Source organism: Bradyrhizobium sp. ORS 111 (genome assembly GCF_045571485.1).
Classification (GTDB): domain Bacteria; phylum Pseudomonadota; class Alphaproteobacteria; order Rhizobiales; family Xanthobacteraceae; genus Bradyrhizobium.
Map to the genome: position 1 here is coordinate 3,085,047 of NZ_CP120701.1, position 20,966 is coordinate 3,106,012.

Here is a 20,966-nt window from a genome sequence, read left to right on the forward strand (position 1 = left end):
CGCTCAGCCTTTGCGCAGGAACACGTAATCCGCGGTGTACGGCGCGCTCTTCAGCGCGCCGGCCTTGTCGCAGGCGCCGCTGAGCTGGCCGCCAGACGTGTGGATCCGCTGCACGGTGGTGACGCCGGTGAGCACGCCTTCGCCGCGGCGGGAAATCACCTCGAGCTTCAGCCAGGGGATGTCGGACGCGGTGGCGCCGGGCGCGTCGCCGGCGGTGCGCGCGGTCACGGCGCTGCCGTCGACATGCTCCCAGTTCGGCCCGGCAAAGTGCCGGCCGACGGTGCGGCCGTCGGCGATCAGGGTCGCGATCGGCTCGCGGAACGACCAGGCGAGCTTGCCGTCGGTGACCGGCTTGCACTCGTAAACCTGCACGCCCTCGGCGTGGACGGTGAGCACCGCGGTCTCGCCCGGCGCCGCGACGGCGGCGGGAAGGGGATCGGCGGCGAGCGCCGCCGACCCGGTCAGCAAGAAGGTTGCGAGCGTCGCGCCTTTGAAGAGGGCCATGATGACGCTCGCCGCCAACAGTCCGGAAACGGGAGCCCTCAGGCCGCCATCGCCTTCACGAGGTTGTCGGACACCTTGTCGAGGAATCCGGTGGTCGACAGCCAGCGCTGGTCGGCGCCGACCAGCAGCGCGAGGTCCTTGGTCATGTAGCCGTCCTCGACGGTCGAGACGCAGACCTTCTCCAGGGTCGAGGCGAACTTCGCCAGCTCGGGGTTGTTGTCGAGCTTGGCACGGTGAGCGAGGCCGCGGGTCCAGGCGAAGATCGACGCGATCGAGTTGGTCGACGTCTCCTTGCCCTTCTGGTGCTCGCGGTAGTGGCGGGTCACCGTGCCGTGGGCGGCTTCGGCTTCCACCGTCTTGCCGTCCGGGGTGAGCAGCACCGAGGTCATCAGGCCGAGCGAGCCGTAGCCCTGCGCCACGGTGTCGGACTGCACGTCGCCGTCGTAGTTCTTGCAGGCCCAGACATAGCCGCCGGACCACTTCAGCGCCGAGGCCACCATGTCGTCGATCAGGCGATGCTCGTAGGTCAGGCCCTTGGCGTCGAATTCCTTCTTGAACTCGCGGTCGAACACGTCCTGGAAGATGTCCTTGAAGCGGCCGTCATAGACCTTCAGAATCGTGTTCTTGGTCGACAGATAGACCGGATAGTTGCGCATCAGGCCGTAGTTGAACGAGGCGCGCGCGAAGTCGATGATGGAATCGTCGAGATTGTACATCTCCATCGCGACGCCGGCGCCCGGCGTCTTGAACACTTCCTTCTCGATCACGGTGCCGTCCTCGCCGACGAACTTCAGCGTCAGCGTGCCCTTGCCCGGGAACTTGATGTCGGTGGCGCGGTACTGGTCGCCGTAGGCGTGGCGGCCGATGATGATCGGCTTGGTCCAGCCCGGAACCAGGCGCGGCACGTTCTTGCAGATGATCGGCTCGCGGAAGATCACGCCGCCGAGGATGTTGCGGATGGTGCCGTTCGGCGACTTCCACATCTCCTTCAGGCCGAATTCCTTCACCCGTGCCTCGTCGGGGGTGATGGTGGCGCACTTGACGCCGACGCCGACCTTCTTGATGGCGTTGGCGGCATCGATGGTCACCTGGTCATTGGTGGCGTCGCGGTGTTCCATCCCGAGGTCGTAATAGAGCAGGTCGACATCCAGGAACGGGTTGATCAGCTTGTCCTTGATGTACTGCCAGATGATCCGGGTCATCTCGTCGCCATCGAGTTCGACGACGGGGTTGGACACCTTAATTTTTGCCATGACGGAGAGGCCCTCTTGGGAACAGCGCGCTTTTGACGGCGGGTTGGAATACGCCTGCGCTATAGCACCGCCCGGGGGCGGGCGGAAGCGGACCGGTTATGCAGTTTAAGCCCATCTTTTGGCCTAAAATGCTGCCTGCGTAGCGGTGCCCGCGACGACGTATCACGTCATGACCAGCTCGGTGGTCAGCGCCCAGCCGGCGTCCATCTGCCCCGCATTCGTTTCTCATCTTGCGTCACGCCGTTAAAGTGGCGTCTCAAGCGCGGCTTTACAGCTTCGCTTTGATTGTGGTTGATAGCCCCTTCGAGGACGAAGGGCGCGCAGGGCGCAGCCCGCGGCGGCGGCGCCGGAATTCCGATTGAGGATTCGCAAACGCCGCTAACCCTGTTATCTCCCTGGAGAAAACGGTCTTGGGCGAAACCGGTGCGAAGCCGGTCCGCGGCCTCGACGTAAGGAGTTGAATCAGCCTGTTCGGAAACTGATTCAAAATCTTCAGACGTTGAATCAGAAAGTGAAGTGAGATGTCCGGCACCGACAAGACCAAGGCAGGGCACGACCTTGCCGGTCCCGTCGTCATTCTGGTCGAGCCGCAGCTCGGCGAGAACATCGGCATGGCCGCGCGCGCGATGGGCAACTTCGCGCTGACCAGGCTTCGTCTCGTCAAGCCGCGTGACGGCTGGCCGAACATCGCCGCCCAGCGCGCCGCCGCCGGCGCCGACCACATCATCGGTCACGTCGAGCTGTTCGATTCCGTCGAGCAGGCGATCGCCGACCTCACGCTCGTGTTCGCGACCACAGCGCGAGCCCACGACCAGGCCAAGCCGGTGGTCGGGCCGGAAGGTGCGGCGCGCGAGATCGTCGGCCATGTCGCCCACGGCGGCGGCGCCGGCATCCTGTTCGGGCGCGAGCGATCGGGCCTCACCAACGAGGAGGTCGCGCTCGCCAACCGCATCATCACATTCCCGGTCAATCCGGGTTTTGCCTCGCTCAACCTGGCGCAGGCGGTGCTGCTGATGGGCTATGAATGGTTCAAGCTCTCGATCGGGGGCGCGCTGCCGTTCGCGATGCCTGAGCGGTCCGAGCCGGCATCCCAGCACCAGATCCAGGCCTTCTTCGACAATCTGGTCGCCGAGCTCGACAAGGTCGAGTTCCTGCGCCCGGCCGAGAAGCGCGACACCATGCTGGTCAATCTGCGCAACATCTTCACCCGGATGGACCCGACCAAGCAGGACATGCACACGCTGCACGGGGTGGTGATGGCGATCGCCGAGGGGCGCAAGGGCCCGGCTAAAGGCGGCGTGCTCGACGGCGCCCAGGCCACTCGGCTCCGCGCGCTGCTCGCCGAGCAGGGGCAGGGCGGCGCGACCGCCGACAATAGCAGCACCGTCCGCGGCCTGGCGCGGCTGCTCCGCCGCAACCCGACCGACGCCGAGCGGATCCTGTGGCAGGCATTGACGCGGGACCGCCGCTTTGCCGGCCGGTTCAAGCGGCAGACCCCGGTCGGCCGCCATATTCCTGATTTCGTCTCCTTCACGCACCGGATCGCGATCGAGCTGGTGAACCCGAATGAGAGCGAGACGATCGCCGCCGACCGCGCCAAGCGCCGCGCCTGGCTCGAGGCGCGAGATTATCGAGTGGTGGATATGCAGGTCGCCGATGTCGAGCGCGATCTCGACGGCGAGCTGGCGCGGCTGGAGGGAAGTGTTCGGCAGGGGCGGTGAGCTTTCGCCGCATTCGGCCTGCCTGGTAGGAATGCGTTCGGGGCGCGGCTTTCTCGACACGTCGTCCCTGCGAAAGCATACGAAAGTAGGGACCCATACTCCGCGGCTTGCGTTGTGATTGGGATTCGTCGTTCCGGCGCCGCGCAACAATCGACATTGATGGTTATGGGTCCCTGCTTTCGCGGGGACGACACCGAGATTTGTTGCAACGTGCGAGCGTTGATCAGACCGCCGACACATCCGTCTGAATGTTGTCGACGTCCTGCAGCACCTTCACGTAATCGATGTCCATCACCTGGCCGGTCCGGTCCATCGGCGTGGTGAAGTTGTAGCAAGCCCAGCTGCCGCCGCTGGCGAGGTTCATGATCACGGACATCGGCCCGCTGTCGGAGCCGTCCTGATTGAAGTTCCTGAACTCGCGGGACCCGATCGGGGTGCCGTCGATATAGCAGGTAATCATGCCGGGCTGGCCATTAGGCTGGTCGTCGACCCAGTACAGACTGTAGATGTGGAAGTCGTCGTTGATGAAGCCGTTCGGATCGCCCGAGCCGACATAGTCCCACGGCTTCCACACCCCGCCGTACTCGGTGTCGAGGTATTCGTCCTCATAGTACCAGCACGGGTCTGCCACATAGTCGTTGTGGATATTGCAGGTGTGGATCATGTTGCCGGTCTCAGTCACGCCGTTATAGGCGGACTCGAGCACGTCGATCTCGTTCGGCCACTGGCCTTCGATAAAGGCATCCTTCAACAGCCACAGCGCCGGGAACATGCCGAGTCCTTTCGGACAGCGGACCCGCCACTCAACGTAGCCGAATTTGAAGGTCATGCGCGAACGGACCATCTGCGACGACATGATCGGATAGGTGTAGTTGTCCGGAGGTGGCGACGGCGCGTGCGCCTCCGTGATCGGCTGCTGCGGGATCGCAGTGAAGCGCAGGCAGCCGTCCACGATCTGATGGTTGTCGTCGTAGCGCTGACACTCGTCGCCGTAGTGGTCGAGAGTGCCGCCATAGTCGTGATATCGGGTCCACCAGGCGTTGCGGTCGAGCGCGGGTCCGTCGAAGTCGTCGCGGAATACGGTCTGGAACACGGTGCCGTCATCCGGCACGAAGCCGGTCACCAGCGGGTCAGTGCCGGGGACCGCGGGCCTAAGCAGCACCGGCGCGACGGTCGCGGCGGCGACAGTGAAGTGCGCGCCGCCGGAGCCGGAGGCGTTGAAGTTCGCGGTGTTGCCGCACGCGGTCCAGTCGCTGTTTTCAACGGTGGTGAAGAATGAATAGGGGCCAGGCTCCGCGTCGGCCGGCAGCGCGAAGGCGCGCTGGACATCGGTCGGGGTGCCGCCGGCGCCGGCGACATTCTGGTTGTAATAGGCCTGCTGCGCGCCGATCAGCGTGTCGCCGAGGTAAACGCTCTGCACGATGATGACGTCGGTCGCAGTGTCGCTGGCGGTCGCGCCGATGACGCTGGAGTGCAGCGGGACGGTGGCGCCCGGCTCGAACGAGTCGCCGGCCGGATCGAAGTTGGTCGCATTGAAGGTGGGGGCGGTCATGCTTGTCCTTCCTTTTCCTTCCTTTCGGCTCCTGCTCCTGTGGCGGATGGAGTACGTCGGATTGCTTCGATCGACAGGCTGGCTTTGGCCTCATGCAGTGTTTGTTCAACCAGGTCGGCCGCCTCGTCGCCTGTCGTTGGTTCGCTGCACATCCATCCCCATGAGTCGCCGGATCAGGGTTGTCGTTTTTCAGTTGGCATCCTTAGCGCGAAAGCGCGCCTGAAATGTGCAAGCAGCGAAGGAACCCGCCCCTCGAATGCGCATGGCAGATACTCGCGCGTTGCGTGTTCCATGTTTGTATGCACTTTTAGGTGAACTTGTGGGCGGCAGGAACACGGTACAACCTATGAGCGCACGCCTCGTTCTCGCGACATGAGCTGTCCGAGCTTATTTCGCTCCACCCTCGCTTGATCAGACGGCGCAGCGAAAACGGGCGCCTGCCGGGTTGATCTGTCGCACCCTGCGATGCTCGCAGCCGTGACCGCGCTCCGACTGTTCGGCCTGCTCCGGAATTGGCGTCTCGCTGGGCCTCTCGCCCGGGTCCGCGGGCGATGACATGAAATCACATGCCATCCCCTTTCAAAATCGCTGGGCGAATGGCGCGCATGCCTGGCCATGGCATTGCGAGCTCGAGCCGCTGGGCGTGCCAGCCACCAGGACGATGTACTGCGAGCACGAAGCGCATCATCGCGACGAGTGCTCGGTGGTGTTCGATATCCCTCCGAGATTCGTTCACGACTGGCTGGCATTTCACGACCGGCGCGACGCGCGTCAGCAGCTCGTCTGGCGCGAGAGTATCGTTGCGTTGTGGGCGGTTGCGGCGTCGGGGCTGGTCTTTAGCGCGCTGAAATAGCGGCCCGCTGGGGCAGGAAGCGAAGTGACCGGAGTGAGCTGGTCACTTGCACTGCCATATCGGCTGCTTTTCCGGCCCGAGGTGCCGCAAAGGTGACGGTGATTGGGGCCTGACAGTCCCGCGTCGCAATATCCCGAAAATAGCCCATTTGGGACATGAACCTTGGGCAGGGGTGTGTAGACCTATGGATACCGGGATTTTGCAATCACCTTCCTGGGGCTAGAACCAACGCCGCTCGCACGTATTTCAAGCGGGCGGCGTTGTTGTTGGCGCAGCCGTCATTGCCAGGCGAGGCATCGTCCTGATACGCGCGTTCCGCCTCCTTGCCACGAGGAGATGGCGTTTGTGACGCAGAACTAATCCAGGAAGATCACGGGCGTGCCGCGCTTGACGACGGCAGCCAACGCATGCGCATCCCAATTGGTCAGTCGCACGCAGCCATGCGAGGCCGCCTTGCTGATCCTACCGGGATCGGCCGTGCCGTGAATGCCATAGCCCTCGGCAGAAAGGTTGATCCACATCGAGCCGACCGGATTGTTCGGACCGGGCCTGATGGTGAAGGGCTTCCGCGATTTCACGCCCTTGAAGCGGTATTTCGGGTTGTAGCGATAGATCGGATTCTTGTTGATCGCCGTCACCTTCAGCGTACCGCTCGGCGTCGGCTTCTCCGCGCTGCCGACCGTCGCGGGATAGAACACGAGCAGTTGTCCCTTGGCGTCGAACGCCTTGACCGTCTGCCGCGTCTTGTCGACCTCGACACGTGCGACCGGCGTCGACTGTCCGGTTTGGAGAACGTTCGCGACCGCAATGGTTTCGCCGGCCTTGTCGAACTTCTTGCCGGGATTGATCGCCTGAAGCAGTGCCTCGCTCATGTGGAATTTCTCGGCGAGCGCTTCACGTGGACTGGTATAGTTCAGAGCCGGCAAGCTCTTCATGTTCTCCATTTTTGCCGGCAGCTTCTTCAGGAACGGTCCTTTCACGTCCGCCTCGGCGATCTCGTAGTTGACGATCGCAGGACCATCGCTGGCACCGGCAAGCTTGTCCCAGAGCTCTGTCGTGACTGACTTGTCGAAGGATGATCCATTCGCCTCGGCGAAGGCGACAAGCGCCTTCTGTGCATTCTCGCCAAGCTTGCCATCGATCTCGCCAGGGGAAAAATGCCCGCGATCGAGCAGAATTTCGAGCTTGGCAACGGACGCGTTGATCTGATCGCGGCTCGGCGGTTTCGCCGGCGGCGCGGCGTCATTGATGGAGGCGGCATTGAGCTGCGCTGCAAGCGCTGGCCCGGCCGACACGAGCAGGAGGACAATGGCAAGGGATCGAAACATCGTGCATCCCACGTGTGGATCATTTCCGTAAAGCTACGGAGAGCTTCGAAGTTCCTTCACGTGCAACTACGGAGATCCTGCAATGGAACAAGCAAGATCGCAGCTTCGCCGCAATCGACCCGTTAAAAAGTCGTTATCGGAAGTGCATTTGCGCGCAACTCAAGCACAATCGAGGTTCTCCGAAGCAAATGCGATTCATCGTCGCGGTGCTTGCCGCGTTTCTCGCCTTGATGTTCGATTTCGAACGTTCGCCAAACCCCGTCCCAAGTGACGCCCCAACAACTCAAGCCTCGCCTGTCTCAAAACATTCGGTGCCCGATGTCGTCCCGTTTGCCGCCCGCTTCATCGAAAGCGCGGCCGCCAGCGAGAAGCCGAGTGCGACGGCCGAGCCTGACAAGCCGACACCTGCGGACCAGCCGCAGCAAACCGAGGACAAGCCTCAGGCTTCCGCGATCGATGCGTTCTGTGACGCCCTCAATCAAGCCGCCGAGGCGAGCGAGATTCCCGTCGCGTTCTTTGCGCGTCTGATCTGGCAGGAGAGCCGCTTCCGCTCGAACGAAGTCAGCCACGCGGGCGCGAAGGGCGTTGCGCAGTTCATGCCGGAGACGGCCGCGGAAGTCGGCCTCGACGATCCCTTCGATCCGTTCAAGGCGTTGCCCGCATCCGCAAAGCTGTTGCGCAAGCTGCGCGACGATTTCGGCAATCTCGGTCTTGCGGCTGCCGCCTACAACGCCGGCGCCGGCCGCATCCAGAAGTGGCTCGCCAAGCAGAGCGACTTGCCGCGCGAGACCCGCGACTATGTCCGCATCATCACCGGAACCAAGGCGGAAGACTGGATCGAAGACGCCGACAGGCTTGCAATTCGCGTCGACCTACCACGCGAAGCGCCGTGCGAAGGGGTCGGCGGCTTGTCCAAGGCGAAGGACGTCGCCTTTGTCTCCGCATCGGCAGCGCCCGGCGTGACCACGATCATCCGCAAGGCCGAGTCGGCAGAACTGGCGGCAAGGCTTGCCGCCAGCCGCGTACGCAAGCGGGTCGCGATGCTGGTCAAGAAAGCCACACCGGAGGCTGCCCGGCTTGGCAAGGGCCGCCGCGTCGTCGTTGCACACGCCAAGGCAAAGTCCGCGAAAGGCCGTGCCATTCGCCTGGCCTCGCGTGAGCGTTCGTCGAGCTGATGGATCGGTGAGCGACCGACTTCGGGTTGATCGCGATGCAGAAGCTTGCTGCTGCCACGGCGCTCAAGCAAATGAGACAAGCGTATGCAGGAGCGGCGGCGGTGCTTCACCTCTCCCTTGGGAGAGGCATAGGCCGCCTTCGGCGGCCGTCCTTAGGAGAACGCCGAAGCGCTGCTTCGGCTACGGCGCAGAGCCGGGTGAGGGATTACGGTCTCTCGTTAGCGCCGCGGCCCCTCACCCGATTTGCTGACGCAAATCGACCTCTCCCCATCGGGGAGAGGTGAAGCGAGCCCGCGGCTGCACCAATTCGATCCAAACTGATCATGCCCTGATATCGCCTATCCCCGGCGCCGTTTCCTCGGAAACAGACGGTCGCGGATATAGCGTGAGGTCGGCGTCAGGCGGACTCCGCGGGGCTTCTGCCAGACCGCGCGGTCGATCTCCTTCTTGTCGCCAATGGCGAGCCTGCCCTTGGCGTACTTGGCGATGAAGATCGCGTCGCTCATCTTGCGGCCGGAGCGCTTGTTCCTTGCCTTCACCTCCCTCCAGAGGCTGAGCCTGCCAAGCTTGAGCTTTGGCAGCTCCTCCTTGATCTCGCGCTTGAGACAATCCTTTCCGGATTCGCGAGCGCGCCTGCGCCCGCCGGGGAACATCCACAAACCGTCGGATCGGCGTCGGACCAGAAGAACCTTGCCGCGCTTGGCGGCAACCAGCTTGGATGACTTGGCCATTGCTGCAGTAAATCTAAAAGGAATCGATGACAGTTTAACTTGTCTATTCGGGTAGACAAGTTCAACGGCGCATCGTTCCACTACCGGTTGACGGTCGCTCACGGTACCGGATCTTTACGGAGTTGCTTGCGAACGCAGCAGCGCCGCGCAGTGCCGCGCCATGCTGGTCTCTTCGCTGGTGGGGACAATGAGCACGTCCACCCGGCTGTCGGCTGCCGCGACGCGTGGCTGCGCCTTGGCGTTGGCTGCGGCATCGAGGCGCACGCCGAGCCAGGCGAGACGTTCGCAGACCTGCTGCCTGATCTCGGCGGCATGCTCGCCGATGCCGCCGGTGAACACCAGGCCATCGAGACCGGCGAGCGTGGTCGCCATCACGGCGACCTCGGCTGCGATGCGGAAAGTGAAGAGATCGACGGCTTCGCGTGCGGCGACCTCCCGGCTCGCGAGCAGCGCGCGCATGTCGGCCGACATGCCGGATATGCCGAGCAGGCCGGATTTTTCGTACAGCAAATGCTGCACCTCGTCGGCCGACATCTTCTCTTGCTGCAACAGATACAGCAGCACGCCCGGGTCAATCGTGCCGCAGCGCGTGCCCATCACGAGACCGTCGAGCGGGGTCAGGCCCATGGTGGTATCGACGCTCTTGCCCCGATGCAGGGCGCACAGGCTTGCACCGTTGCCGAGATGCGCCACCACGACGCGCTTGTCGGCCCATTGCGGCGCGATCGCGGCGAGGCGGCCCGCGACATATTCGAAGGACAGGCCGTGAAAGCCGTAGCGGCGGATGCCGCGCGCTTCAAAATTTCGCGGGATGGCAAAGCGGCTTGCCGGTGGCGTCAGGCCGTGATGGAAGGCCGTGTCGAAGCAGGCGATTTGCGTCAGCTCCGGTTGCAGCGATTGCACGGTGCGGATCGGCGCCAGGCAGCGCGGCTGGTGCAGCGGCGCGAGCGGCGTCAACGCATCCAGTGCGGCGAGAGTTTGCTCGGTGACGACGACGGGGCCGGAAAAGTCGCGCCCGCCATGGACGATGCGATGGCCCACCGCGGCGAGCCTGCCGCCCGCAAGATAGTCCTCGATCCAGGCAAATATGTCCGCGAACAGATCGTTGTCCTTTGCCGCGCCGCTCGCACGGCGCTTCTCGAACAACTGATGGCCCGACGCATCGCTCACCACGACGCGCGGGACCTGCTCCTGCTCGTCCAGCAGGCCCTTGCATTTGAGCTCCGGCTCGGTCGGCCCGATGTCGAACAGGCCGAACTTGACGCTGGAGGAGCCGGCGTTGAGCACCAGGACGCTATCGGACATCGGCGGCCTCTTTCGCGTTCGCTGCGCGTCAGTCTCCGGGCTGCCGCGGTGTCGTGCCGGCCGCGCTGTTCGGCCAAACCCAGTCGCGGATTTGCGGCAGGTCCTCGCCATGCTCGCGCACGTAGCGGGAGTGCTCGATCAGGGCGTCGCGGAATTGCTGCTTGACGTGGGCGGCGGCGATGTCGAGCCCCGGCACGCGCTCGATCGCTTCGATGGCGAGATGGAAGCGGTCGAGCTGGTTCAACACCACCATGTCGAACGGCGTCGTGGTGGTGCCTTCCTCCGCAAAGCCGCGCACATGCATGCCCGCGTGATTGGTGCGGTTGTAGGTCAGGCGGTGGATCAGGTAGGGATAGCCGTGATAGGCGAAGATCACCGGCTTGTCGCGGGTGAACAGGCTGTCGAAATCGCGGTCGGGCAAGCCATGCGGATGCTGCTCCTTGGGCTGCAACGTCATCAGGTCGACCACGTTGACGACGCGGATCTTCAAGTCCGGCAGCGCCTTGCGCAGCAGGTCGACGGCGGCGAGCGTCTCCAGTGTCGGGACGTCGCCGGCGCAGGCCATCACCACGTCGGGCTCGGCATCCGCCGGCTCGGTGCCCGCCCATTTCCAGATGCCAATACCCGCCTCGCAATGGGTGATGGCTTCGCGCATCGGAAGCCATTGCGGCGAGGGCTGCTTGCCCGCGACGATCACGTTGATGCGGTTATAGGTGCGCAGGCAGTGATCGGCGACCCAGAGCAGCGTATTGGCATCGGGTGGCAGATAGACGCGGACGATATCGGCTTTCTTGTTGGTGACGAGATCGATGAAGCCGGGATCCTGGTGGCTGAAGCCGTTGTGATCCTGGCGCCAGACATGCGAGGTCAGCAGATAGTTCAGCGATGCGATCGGGCGGCGCCACGGCAGCGCGCGCGACACCTTCAGCCATTTGGCATGCTGGTTGAACATCGAATCGACGATGTGGATGAAGGCCTCGTAGCAGGAGAAGAAGCCGTGCCGGCCGGTGAGCAGGTAGCCTTCGAGCCAGCCCTGGCAGAGATGCTCGCTCAGCACCTCCATCACCCGCCCGTCATGGGCAAGGTGGACGTCGTAGGGCTCGATCCCCTCCATCCAGATGCGGTCGGTCGCCTCGAACACCGCGTCGAGCCGGTTCGATGACGTCTCGTCCGGGCCCATGATGCGGAAATTGCGCGTATCCGCATTTAGCTTCACCACCTCGCGCAGGAGCTTGCCGAGCTCGCGCGTGGCTTCGCCGACGACGCCGCCGGGGCGGGGGACCTCGACGGCATGCTTGCGGAAATCCGGCAACTTGAGCTCGCGCTTGAGCAGGCCGCCATTGGCATGCGGATTGGCGCCCATGCGGCGGTCGCCGGTCGGCGCGAGTGCCTGCAATTGCGACACCAGCCGGCCGTCGGCCTCGAACAGCTTGTCGGGCTCGTAGCCCTTCATCCACTGTTCCAGCAGCTTCAGATGTTCGGGATTGCTGCGCGCGTTCGATATCGGCACCTGATGGGCGCGCCAGAAGCCTTCGACCTTCAGGCCATCGACCTCTTTCGGCCCGGTCCAGCCCTTCGGGCTGCGCAGCACGATCATCGGCCATTTCGGCCGCTTGAAGCCCGCGCGCTGCCGCGCGCTCTGCTGGATCGAGCGGATGCCGGCGAGGGCGCTGTCGAGCGTGTCGGCCATCAGCCGATGCATCGCAGGTGGATCATCACCTTCGACGAACAGCGGCTCGTAACCATAGCCGGTGAAGAGGCTGCGCAGCTCCTCGTCGCTCATCCGCCCCAGCACGGTGGGGTTGGCGATCTTGTAGCCGTTGAGGTGCAGGATCGGCAGCACCGCGCCGTCATGCGCCGGATTGAGGAACTTGTTGGAATGCCAGGAGGCCGCCAGCGGGCCGGTCTCCGCCTCGCCGTCGCCGACAACGCAGGCCACGATCAGGTCGGGGTTGTCGAAGGCGGCGCCGTAGGCATGCACCAGCGCGTAGCCGAGCTCGCCGCCCTCGTGGATCGAGCCGGGCGTCTCCGGCGCGGCGTGGCTCGGAATGCCGCCGGGGAAGGAGAACTGGCGGAACAGCTTGCGCAGGCCGTCCGCATCGCGCGTCACCTCCGGATAGATCTCGGTGTAGGTGCCCTCGAGATATGTGTTGGCGACCATGCCGGGTCCGCCATGGCCGGGCCCGCAGATATAGATGACGTTGAGATCGGACGCGCGGATCGCGCGGTTGAGATGGGCATAGATGAAGTTGAGGCCCGGCGTGGTGCCCCAATGTCCGAGCAGCCGCGGCTTGATGTGCTCGGGCTTGAGCGGCTCTTTGAGCAGCGGATTGTCGAGCAGATAGATCTGGCCGACCGAGAGATAGTTGGCGGCGCGCCAGTAGCGGTCGAGCAGTTCCAGATCGTCGGTGCGGGCTTGCTCGCCAGGGTTCGTCGTCACCTGCATGCCGATCTCCTCGGGATGATGCCAACAAATGACCCCCAAGCCGTCGATCTGTTCCATCGGCGGCGACGTTAGACCGCAAATGTGACGACAGGTTGAGATGGGGCAAAGCCGCTACCCCCGCGGCAGATCGTCCGGTCCAAGGCGGGTGACGGGCCGCGCCCGCCGCCGACAATCGTGAACGGGATTGTTATACTCGCCGCGGAGTGATGGGTTCAGCAGGGTGGATCGATGGCGAGAGAGCTGGAAGGAAAAGTCGCTGCCGTGACCGGAGCCGCCTCGGGCATTGGCCTGGCAAGCACGGAAGCGATGCTGGCGGCGGGCGCACGCGTGGTGATGGTCGATCGCGACCAGGCCGCGCTGCAAGCGCTGCGCGACAAGCACGGCGACGCCGCGATGCCGCTGGTCATCGACCTGCTCGACCCGCAAGCCTGCGCGACGCTGTTGCCGGGCGTGCTGGAGAAGGCCGGCCGGCTCGACATCCTGCATGCCAATGCCGGGACCTATGTCGGCGGCGACCTGGTCGATGCCGACAACGCCGCCATCGACCGGATGCTGAACCTGAATATCAACGTCGTGATGAAGAACGTGCACGACGTGCTGCCGCACATGATCGCGCGCAAGACCGGCGACATCATCGTCACGAGTTCGCTCGCCGCGCATTTTCCGACGCCGTGGGAGCCGGTCTATGCATCGTCCAAATGGGCGATCAACTGCTTCGTGCAGACCGTGCGGCGCCAGGTGTTCAAGCACGGCATTCGCGTCGGCTCGATCTCGCCGGGACCGGTGATTACCACGCTGCTCGCCGACTGGCCGGCGGAGAAGCTGGAGGAGGCCAAGGCTGCGGGAAGCCTGCTGGAGGCCAGCGAGGTGGCCGATGTCGTGATGTTCATGCTGACGCGGCCGCGCGGCATGACCATCCGCGACGTCGTCATGCTGCCGACGAATTTCGATCTCTAGCGGCATCGATCCCGGCTCGTGCCGCTTCGGACAAAGTCGCGGGCATCTTTACCGACTTTGGCCTGCGCAAGCGCTCCGATTGCTGGCATGCTCCTTGCTCGTGGACGGACAGTACAACGCAGAGGGAGACGACCCATGAGACGATCCGACCTCACCGAAAAACTGCTCGACATCAAGCGCGACAAGGGCTGGAGCTGGAAATACATCTGCGAAAAGATCGGCGGCTATTCGGAGGTTCTGATAACCGGCGCGATCCTCGGCCAGATGAAATTGACCAAGCCGCAGGCAGCAAATGCCGGCGAGCTGTTCGGGCTCTCGCCGTCGGAGGTCGCGATGCTGAACGAGACGCCGATGCGCGGGCAGGGCATTCCGATGCCGCCGACTGATCCGCTGATCTATCGCTTCTACGAACTCGTGATGATCAACGGCCCGGCCTGGAAGGCGCTGATCGAGGAAGAGTTCGGCGACGGCATCATGTCGGCGATCGACTTCGACATGGTGATGGAGCGGCTGCCGAACCCGAAAGGCGACCGCGTCAAGCTCACGATGAGCGGCAAGTTCCTGCCTTACAAATATTACGGCGCCAGCGGCAACGTGCCGGAATACGGCTTCAAGGAAGGCTGAGGAGCGAATGGCGGGTAGCGACTGGCCTGTTCGCTGCTCGCCGCTCCCTAGACCTTCGTTTCTGATTGAATCAGAACCGAAGCGCTCGAAAGCGCGCTAGTCGCTTGTCGCGGCGGCGAAGGCCTCGCGAACGTCCTTCACCGGCGCCATGTCGCGCACATAGGTGAACGAGCCCTTGTCCTTCATCTCGCGGGCGCAGCGCAGGAACGCAGCCAGCGCATGGCGCTCCATCGCGCCGCCGACGCTGATGCGCTTGACGCCGGCGGTGGCAAGCTGCTCGACGGTCAGCGTCGGATCGGCGAAGCCCATCACGAGGTTGAACGGCTTCTTCAGGGCCGAGACCACGGTCTTGATGGTGGCGAGGTCGTAGAGGCCCGGTGAATACAAGACGTCCGCGCCGGCCGCTTCGAAGGCCTGCAGCCGCTTGATGGTATCGTCGAGATCCTTGCGGCCGTGCAGAAAGTTCTCGGCCCGCGCGGTCAGCGTGAACGGGAACGGCAACGCACGCGCCGCCTCGACCGCGGCCTCAACCCGCTCGACCGCAAGCGAGAAATCATAGATCGGACGCTGCGGATCGCCGGTCGAATCCTCGATCGAGCCGCCGACCGCGCCGGCTTCCGCGGCGAAGCGGATTGCCTCGGCCGCGAGCTTCGGCATGTCCGCACCGCAATTTTCGAGATCGACACTGACGGGCAGGTCGGTAGCCTGCGCGATCGTCCGGCAATTCTCAATGATGGCATCGAGGGTCACGGTCGACTGGCCGAGCGTGTTGGTGAGCCCGAGGCTCGTGGTCGCCAGCGCCTCGAAACCCATCGCCGCGAGCAGTTTTGCGGTCCCTGCATCCCATGGATTTGGAATGATGAAGGCGCCGGGCCGCTGATGCAGCTCGCGAAACCGTGCTGCCTTGTCCGCCTGGGTGCGCATGGGAGCTCCTGCTGTTGTCAAAGCGACTGACAGCAGCGATAGGGCGGTTTTGTCCATCAGACAAATTTGTTATTTCTCTCCATATCATCAGCTTTTTGCATGAGACCAGAGATGGACAGCGACGCGCTCAACACGTTCCTGGTGGTGCATCGGCGCGGCGGGATCTCGAACGCCGCCAAGGCGCTGCACCGGTCGCAGCCGGCGATCTCAAGGCGCATCGCGCTGCTCGAGCAGGAGCTCGGCGTTCCCTTGTTCGAGCGGATCGCGGGCAAGACGCGGCTGAGCGATGCCGGGCGGGTGATGGTGCCCTATGCCGAGCGCGCGGTGGCGGCGGCGCAGGACGCCGAGAACGCGGTGCGCGCCCTGCTGCGCGACAATTCCGGCCCCGTGGCGCTGGCGGTAACCGGCACGCTCGCCGGCGAACGGCTCTCCAAGGTGCTGAAGCGCTTTGCCGGTCGGCATCCGGACGTCGCGCTGACGTTACGCACCGCGACCAGCGCCGAGGTCAGCGATCTGATCCGGCGCGGCGAGGCGACGATCGGGCTGCGCTACGATCGTGACCGCTCGCGCGATCTCGACTGCGAGGTGTTGTTCGCCGAGCCGCTTCAGGTGGTCTGCGCGCCGGACCATCCGCTGGCCGGGCGCCGGGTCGCCAAGCTCGCCGATCTCTGGAACGAGCGCTGGATCGCCTTCCCCGAGGTGCCGGGACGGCGCGAAATCACTGCCTCGCACGTGTTCGCGCTGTTCCTGACACACGGGCTCGGCGAGGTCGACTGGACGCCGGTCGACAGCCTCACCGCCCAGAAGCGGCTGGTCGAGGCCGGGCTCGGCATCGCGCTATTGTCGCAAAGCAATGCGGCGGAGGAACTGCGCGCGGCGACGATCGCGACGATCCGCGTCGGCAATCTCAGCGCAAGCCATGAGGTTGTCGCGGTGACGCGGCACGGCGGCTTCCTCAGCGCCGCGTCGCGCCGTCTGCTCGACATCATCCGCGCGGAATTTTCAACGAAGCGAAGTAGCAGGAAGCGAATGGTGAACGGCGAATAGCGAACGGAATGGCTCAATTCGCTACTCGCTACGTCCTATTCGCGAGATATCACGTTCCCGCCTTCACCTGGGCCACCGCCTGGATCAACAGCTCGTCCATCTTGGCCCGGATATCGGCCTCGGTGACGGCGTTGCCCTTGGCGGTGAGATCCTTCAACACCTTGTGCAGGACGTCGCGGTCGCCGGCTTCCTCGAAATCGGCGGCCACCACCTCCTTGGCGTAGGTGCTGGCGGCATCGCCTGTGATGCCCAGCTTTTCTGCGGCCCACAGGCCGAGCAGCTTGTTGCGGCGGGCTTCGGCCTTGAACTTCTGCTCCTCGTCGAGGGCGAACTTCTTCTCGAAACCTTCCTCGCGCTTGTTGAATTCGCTCATGGCCGAAGTTCCAATCCCTGCTCAATGGTGGGCCGCAGCTCGTTGCGATAGCCCCGATCCCTGCCTAGATATGCAACAGGAATCGGCAACACAACGAGCCGTTAAGCCGCAGGCAAAACAGGCGGAATCGGCCCTTTAGGATAGGGCGGTATAAGTTAGCCCGATGGGGTCGTATCGATTGTGCTCCATGGGCCAATCGGGTACGTTGCCAACAGGCATGGTTCTTGTTCTGTTTCCTGTTGAAGTACCAGGTTCCAGGCCTCCGCGGCAGCTCCGTCGTGGGTCGCAACCCCAAATCATCCGGAGCACCCAAATTCATGGATTTCAACAAAACACGGTACATCCCAATGAGCCGTCGACGCCGTATCTATGAAGGCAAGGCGAAGGTCCTTTATGAAGGCCCCGAGCCGGGAACCTTGATCCAGCACTTCAAGGACGACGCGACTGCGTTCAATGCCAAGAAACACCAGGTGATCGAGGGCAAGGGCGTCCTCAACAACCGGATCTCGGAGTACCTGTTTCAGCACCTCAACGACATCGGGGTGCCGACCCACTTCATCCGCCGCCTCAATATGCGCGAGCAGTTGATTCGCGAGGTCGAGATCGTGCCGCTCGAGGTAGTGGTGCGGAACGTCGCCGCCGGCTCGCTGTCGCAGCGGCTCGGGATCGAGGAGGGCACCCAGCTCCCGCGCTCGATCATCGAATTCTATTACAAGAACGATCAGCTCAACGACCCCATGGTGTCGGAAGAGCACATCACCGCCTTCGGCTGGGCCACGCCGCAGGAGATCGACGACATCATGGCGCTCGCCATCCGCGTCAACGACTTCCTGACTGGCCTCTTCCTCGGGATCGGCATCCGCCTGGTCGACTTCAAGATGGAATGCGGGCGGCTGTTCGAGAACGAGATGATGCGAATCATCGTCGCCGACGAGATCTCGCCGGACTCGTGCCGGCTGTGGGACATCAAGTCGAACGAGAAGCTGGACAAGGACCGCTTCCGGCGCGATTTGGGCGGCCTGCTCGAGGCCTACACCGAGGTCGCCAAGCGGCTCGGTATTCTCATGGAAAACGAGCGGCCGGCCGGGACCGGCCCGGTGCTGGTGAAAAGTTAAAGGGGCGATCGTGAAGGCACGTGTGACTGTGACGTTGAAGTCGGGCATCCTCGATCCGCAGGGCAAGGCGATCGAGGGTGCGCTCAAATCGCTCGGCGTCGACGGTGTCGCCAGCGTGCGCCAGGGCAAGGTGTTCGACATCGAGCTCGCGGCGACTGACAAGACCAAGGCCGAGGCCGCGTTGAAGGCTGCCGCCGACAAGCTGTTGGCGAACACCGTGATCGAGAATTACCGGGTCGAATTGCTGAGCTAGTCGGGCGAGCCAGATGACAACAGCCGCTCCCGCCATTCCCGGCAGCAACCACGCTTTGATCCGATCGTTGTTGCTCGCCCTGTTCACGGCCGGTGGAATTGGCGGCGCAGTGGCTCAATCATCGCCTGCGCCAACGGCGGGATCGCAGGCACCGCCGGTTTCGGTCAACGGGTGGAGCTATCAGCACGGCGGCTCCGATGTGCACATCTTCCATTGCGAGCAGCCAAGCTGCGGTGCGGGCTCCAAGGTGACCTATCGGCTCTATGCCGCCAAAAATCCGATGACCCTGCAACAGTTCCGTGAAAGCCAGGACCAGATCATCAAGGCACTGGAGCAGCGGAAGCCAGGACAGCGGATCACGCTACTCGGCGTCGATGGCGCCAAAGGCACGGCGGTGCCGCGGATGTACCGGGCTCGGCGCCTGACGGTGACACCCGACGGCACCAGCGAGTATCAAGTCAATGGTTTGCTGTTTGGCACACGCGCCTCGGCTAGCCTGATCAGCTCGGCACGCGACGAGAAGGCCAGCAATGACAATTACGCAAAGTTTGCGGCCGCAGTTATGCTTGCTCTAGCGCCTAAAACCCGGTGACCTCATGAAATCAGCCGTCCTCGTCTTCCCCGGCATCAACCGCGAGCGCGACATGGCGCGCGCGCTCAAGCTCGCCTCCGGCAACGAGACCGCGATGGTCTGGCACGCCGAGACCTCGCTGCCCAAAGGCACCGATCTCGTGGTGGTGCCCGGCGGCTTCTCCTACGGCGATTACCTGCGCTGTGGCGCGATCGCAGCGCGCGCGCCCGTGATGGACGCGGTGCGCGACTTCGCCGCCAAGGGCGGACTTGTGCTCGGCGTCTGCAACGGCTTCCAGATCCTCTGCGAGTCCGGCCTGCTCCCGGGCGTGCTGATGCGCAATGCCGAGCTGAAGTTCGTCTGTCGCGACGCGCATATGCGGGTCGAGCGCTCCGATACGCCGTTCACCCGAGGCTACAATGCCGGCCAGGTGATCCGCGTGCCGGTCGCCCATGGCGAGGGCAATTACGAGGCGGACGAGGAGACGCTGAAGCGTCTCGAAGGCGAGGGGCGGGTGCTCTATCGCTATTGTTCGCCGGCGGGCGTGGTCGACGAGGCCTCCAATTTCAACGGCGCGGCGCATTCGATCGCCGGCATCGTCAACGAGCGCGGCAACGTGCTCGGCATGATGCCGCACCCCGAGAACCACGTCGAAGAGATCATGGGCTGCACCGACGGCCGCGGCCTGTTCGCGGGGCTGGTCCAGCATCACGAGAAGGCTGCGTAAGGTCACCGCGCTTCTCGGGGCCGGCAACGAGAAATAGTCGCCTGCTTCATCCCCGCAACCGACTCAGCGCACGCTTCAGCGTGTCGGCCGGCACGGTCATCGCGGCGACGCCGGCCATCACGAGCACGAGGCCAAGTGCGAGATTGGACGGCACGGATTCTCCAATCAATACCACCGAGAGCGCCACGCCGATCGGAATGCGCAGATAGGCCTGCGCGTTGGTGGCGAGTGTGCCGAGCCGCGTCAAGCACATGTAGAACAGCATCAGGCCGAGCGCACTCGAGAAGATGCCCATGGTGACGGTGGCCACCAGCGCCTGCGGCGTCGGATGCAGCGTCCAGGGTTGTTCGAGAGCCAGGGCGAGCGGCAACAGCACCGTGCCGCCGAATAGCAGCGAGCCGGCCGCGACCACCATCGGATCGTAGTCTGACAGGCGCAGGCCAAAGATCGTGGCGCAGGCAAACGAGATGGTGGCGAGCAGGATCGCGATCTCGGCGGCGATCTCCTTGCCAAAGCCGCTGAGCGCATCGAGACCGATGATCGCGACCGTGCCCGCGAGGCCGAGGATCGCCCCTAGCAGCTTGATGAGCGAGGCCGGCTCGTGCCGCGTGATCGCCCAGGTGATGAGGAAGGCGAAGATCGGCGTCGTCGACGCCAGCACGACGGTGTGTGATGCCTGCACGAATTGCTGGGCCCAGGTGATCACCAGGAACGGAATCGTGGAGTTGATGGTCTGCTGGAAGGCGAATAGCTTCCAGGCCTTCAGGTCGGTCGGGATGCGGATGCCGCGAATCCGCAGCACGACGAGCAGAAAGAGCGCGGCGATCAGCGAGCGGGCCGAGATGAAGGTGACTGGCGGGATCGAGCCGAGCGCGATCTTGGTCAGCGGGTAGGTCGAGCTCCAGCAACAGGCGAGCGCCAGCAGCAGCGCGTAGTCGCGCCAGCCGCGCACGGAGGGTGCTGTCGTGGATGCTGTGGACATTTGCACGGGAGCCGTTACGCCACCCGCTCTAGCTGTGCTCTTCGGCACCTTGATTGGCTCCCCGCGCATTGGCGCGCTGGGAAAACTGATACTTCGGGACCATTGCCGAGGCCAGCGGATAATCGTCCGCGCGTTACAGAGTCATCTCATTGCGGCACAGATCCGAGGTCTCGACAGGTCGGTTTGCCGTGACAAGGAATTCTCGTGGATGCGCGAAGATCGGCAATGGCCTCGGCTCACTCGCTGGTCCTGCTGCGCGTTGTTCCATCCACGTTATTGCGAGCCAACGGGTCGCGCGAATACGCGCGATGACAGGCTCCGCGAAGCAAACCATCGCACGGCGTGCGCGGAAGCATGGATTGCTTCCGCCTTCGCCAAGGCTTCGGCGGACAAGTCGTCGCTTTAGCGCAAATTGCTTTGCAATTTTGTCGCGAGCTCCTCGGAAGAAAGTGGGCGAGTTCCAGGTCGGCGACTTCGCGCCGGTCCGAACCTACAATGATAGGGGCAGGTCCAAGTTCACGCTTG

20 protein-coding genes are annotated in these 20,966 nt (G+C 63.9%); 10 read left to right on the plus strand and 10 right to left on the minus strand.

Annotated features, from left to right (window positions below):
- Nucleotides 1-3 precede the first annotated feature (3 nt).
- On the minus strand, nt 4-504 hold the full coding sequence (locus P6U30_RS14070; protein WP_407169592.1) for a DUF3455 domain-containing protein: 501 nt from the start codon (nt 502-504) through the stop codon (nt 4-6).
- A 38-nt stretch (nt 505-542) separates the two neighbouring features.
- Nucleotides 543-1,757 carry an NADP-dependent isocitrate dehydrogenase gene (locus P6U30_RS14075; RefSeq protein WP_407169593.1) on the minus strand — a complete coding sequence of 405 codons (1,215 nt, stop codon included), beginning with the start codon at nt 1,755-1,757 and terminating at the stop codon, nt 543-545.
- Nucleotides 1,758-2,278: 521 nt separating this feature from the next.
- Between P6U30_RS14075 and P6U30_RS14080 the strand changes: the two genes are divergently transcribed.
- The gene (locus P6U30_RS14080; protein ID WP_407169594.1) at nt 2,279-3,478 is read left to right on the plus strand and encodes a TrmJ/YjtD family RNA methyltransferase; all 1,200 of its coding nucleotides are present in this window, start codon (nt 2,279-2,281) and stop codon (nt 3,476-3,478) included.
- A gap of 223 nt (nt 3,479-3,701) precedes the next feature.
- Here the strand turns inward: P6U30_RS14080 and P6U30_RS14085 are convergent, their stop codons facing one another.
- On the minus strand, nt 3,702-5,030 hold the full coding sequence (locus P6U30_RS14085; protein ID WP_407169595.1) for a hypothetical protein: 1,329 nt from the start codon (nt 5,028-5,030) through the stop codon (nt 3,702-3,704).
- A gap of 556 nt (nt 5,031-5,586) precedes the next feature.
- Between P6U30_RS14085 and P6U30_RS14090 the strand changes: the two genes are divergently transcribed.
- Nucleotides 5,587-5,883 carry a hypothetical protein gene (locus P6U30_RS14090; protein ID WP_407169596.1) on the plus strand — a complete coding sequence of 99 codons (297 nt, stop codon included), beginning with the start codon at nt 5,587-5,589 and terminating at the stop codon, nt 5,881-5,883.
- 356 nt (nt 5,884-6,239) lie between these two features.
- On the opposite strand, the gene P6U30_RS14095 is transcribed toward P6U30_RS14090, so the two are convergent.
- On the minus strand, nt 6,240-7,211 hold the full coding sequence (locus P6U30_RS14095; protein ID WP_407169597.1) for a L,D-transpeptidase: 972 nt from the start codon (nt 7,209-7,211) through the stop codon (nt 6,240-6,242).
- A 311-nt stretch (nt 7,212-7,522) separates the two neighbouring features.
- On the opposite strand from P6U30_RS14095, the gene P6U30_RS14100 reads away from it, so the two are divergent.
- Nucleotides 7,523-8,386 (plus strand): lytic transglycosylase domain-containing protein, encoded by an 864-nt coding sequence (locus P6U30_RS14100; protein WP_407169598.1) that lies wholly within the window; start codon nt 7,523-7,525, stop codon nt 8,384-8,386.
- A gap of 338 nt (nt 8,387-8,724) precedes the next feature.
- Here the strand turns inward: P6U30_RS14100 and P6U30_RS14105 are convergent, their stop codons facing one another.
- The 3 genes from P6U30_RS14105 to P6U30_RS14115 form a co-directional block, all read right to left on the minus strand.
- On the minus strand, nt 8,725-9,117 hold the full coding sequence (locus tag P6U30_RS14105; protein WP_407169599.1) for an NUDIX hydrolase: 393 nt from the start codon (nt 9,115-9,117) through the stop codon (nt 8,725-8,727).
- A gap of 114 nt (nt 9,118-9,231) precedes the next feature.
- Nucleotides 9,232-10,422, minus strand: a complete 1,191-nt coding sequence (locus tag P6U30_RS14110) for an acetate/propionate family kinase (protein ID WP_407169600.1) — start codon at nt 10,420-10,422, stop codon at nt 9,232-9,234.
- A gap of 28 nt (nt 10,423-10,450) precedes the next feature.
- Nucleotides 10,451-12,868: a phosphoketolase gene (locus tag P6U30_RS14115; protein ID WP_407169601.1), complete on the minus strand. Its 2,418-nt coding sequence runs from the start codon at nt 12,866-12,868 to the stop codon at nt 10,451-10,453.
- A 228-nt stretch (nt 12,869-13,096) separates the two neighbouring features.
- On the opposite strand from P6U30_RS14115, the gene P6U30_RS14120 reads away from it, so the two are divergent.
- Nucleotides 13,097-13,825, plus strand: a complete 729-nt coding sequence (locus P6U30_RS14120; RefSeq protein WP_407169602.1) for an SDR family oxidoreductase — start codon at nt 13,097-13,099, stop codon at nt 13,823-13,825.
- A gap of 135 nt (nt 13,826-13,960) precedes the next feature.
- Nucleotides 13,961-14,449: a cyanase gene (gene cynS, locus P6U30_RS14125; RefSeq protein ID WP_407169603.1), complete on the plus strand. Its 489-nt coding sequence runs from the start codon at nt 13,961-13,963 to the stop codon at nt 14,447-14,449.
- A 96-nt stretch (nt 14,450-14,545) separates the two neighbouring features.
- Here cynS and P6U30_RS14130 read toward each other — a convergent pair whose 3' ends face one another.
- Nucleotides 14,546-15,373 carry an oxaloacetate decarboxylase gene (locus P6U30_RS14130; protein WP_407169604.1) on the minus strand — a complete coding sequence of 276 codons (828 nt, stop codon included), beginning with the start codon at nt 15,371-15,373 and terminating at the stop codon, nt 14,546-14,548.
- A gap of 111 nt (nt 15,374-15,484) precedes the next feature.
- Between P6U30_RS14130 and P6U30_RS14135 the strand changes: the two genes are divergently transcribed.
- Nucleotides 15,485-16,420, plus strand: a complete 936-nt coding sequence (locus P6U30_RS14135; RefSeq protein WP_407169605.1) for a LysR family transcriptional regulator — start codon at nt 15,485-15,487, stop codon at nt 16,418-16,420.
- A gap of 49 nt (nt 16,421-16,469) precedes the next feature.
- Here the strand turns inward: P6U30_RS14135 and P6U30_RS14140 are convergent, their stop codons facing one another.
- Nucleotides 16,470-16,793, minus strand: coding sequence for a DUF1476 domain-containing protein (locus P6U30_RS14140; RefSeq protein WP_407151657.1), 324 nt, complete (start codon nt 16,791-16,793; stop codon nt 16,470-16,472).
- Between the two features lie 347 nt (nt 16,794-17,140).
- Here P6U30_RS14140 and purC point away from each other — a divergent pair, with 347 nt between their 5' ends.
- The 4 genes from purC to purQ all read left to right on the plus strand — a co-directional run bounded on the left by purC (nt 17,141) and on the right by purQ (nt 19,459).
- Entirely contained in the window at nt 17,141-17,908 is a 768-nt protein-coding gene (purC, locus tag P6U30_RS14145) for a phosphoribosylaminoimidazolesuccinocarboxamide synthase (protein ID WP_171708996.1), read from the plus strand.
- Between the two features lie 10 nt (nt 17,909-17,918).
- Entirely contained in the window at nt 17,919-18,161 is a 243-nt protein-coding gene (gene purS, locus P6U30_RS14150; RefSeq protein ID WP_407169606.1) for a phosphoribosylformylglycinamidine synthase subunit PurS, read from the plus strand.
- A 67-nt stretch (nt 18,162-18,228) separates the two neighbouring features.
- A complete protein-coding gene (locus P6U30_RS14155) occupies nt 18,229-18,753 on the plus strand; it encodes a hypothetical protein (protein WP_407169607.1) in 525 nt (174 codons plus the stop codon).
- Between the two features lie 4 nt (nt 18,754-18,757).
- Entirely contained in the window at nt 18,758-19,459 is a 702-nt protein-coding gene (purQ, locus tag P6U30_RS14160) for a phosphoribosylformylglycinamidine synthase subunit PurQ (protein WP_407169608.1), read from the plus strand.
- Nucleotides 19,460-19,505: 46 nt separating this feature from the next.
- Here the strand turns inward: purQ and P6U30_RS14165 are convergent, their stop codons facing one another.
- A complete protein-coding gene (locus P6U30_RS14165) occupies nt 19,506-20,489 on the minus strand; it encodes a DMT family transporter (RefSeq protein WP_407169609.1) in 984 nt (327 codons plus the stop codon).
- Between the last annotated feature and the right edge of the window lie 477 nt (nt 20,490-20,966).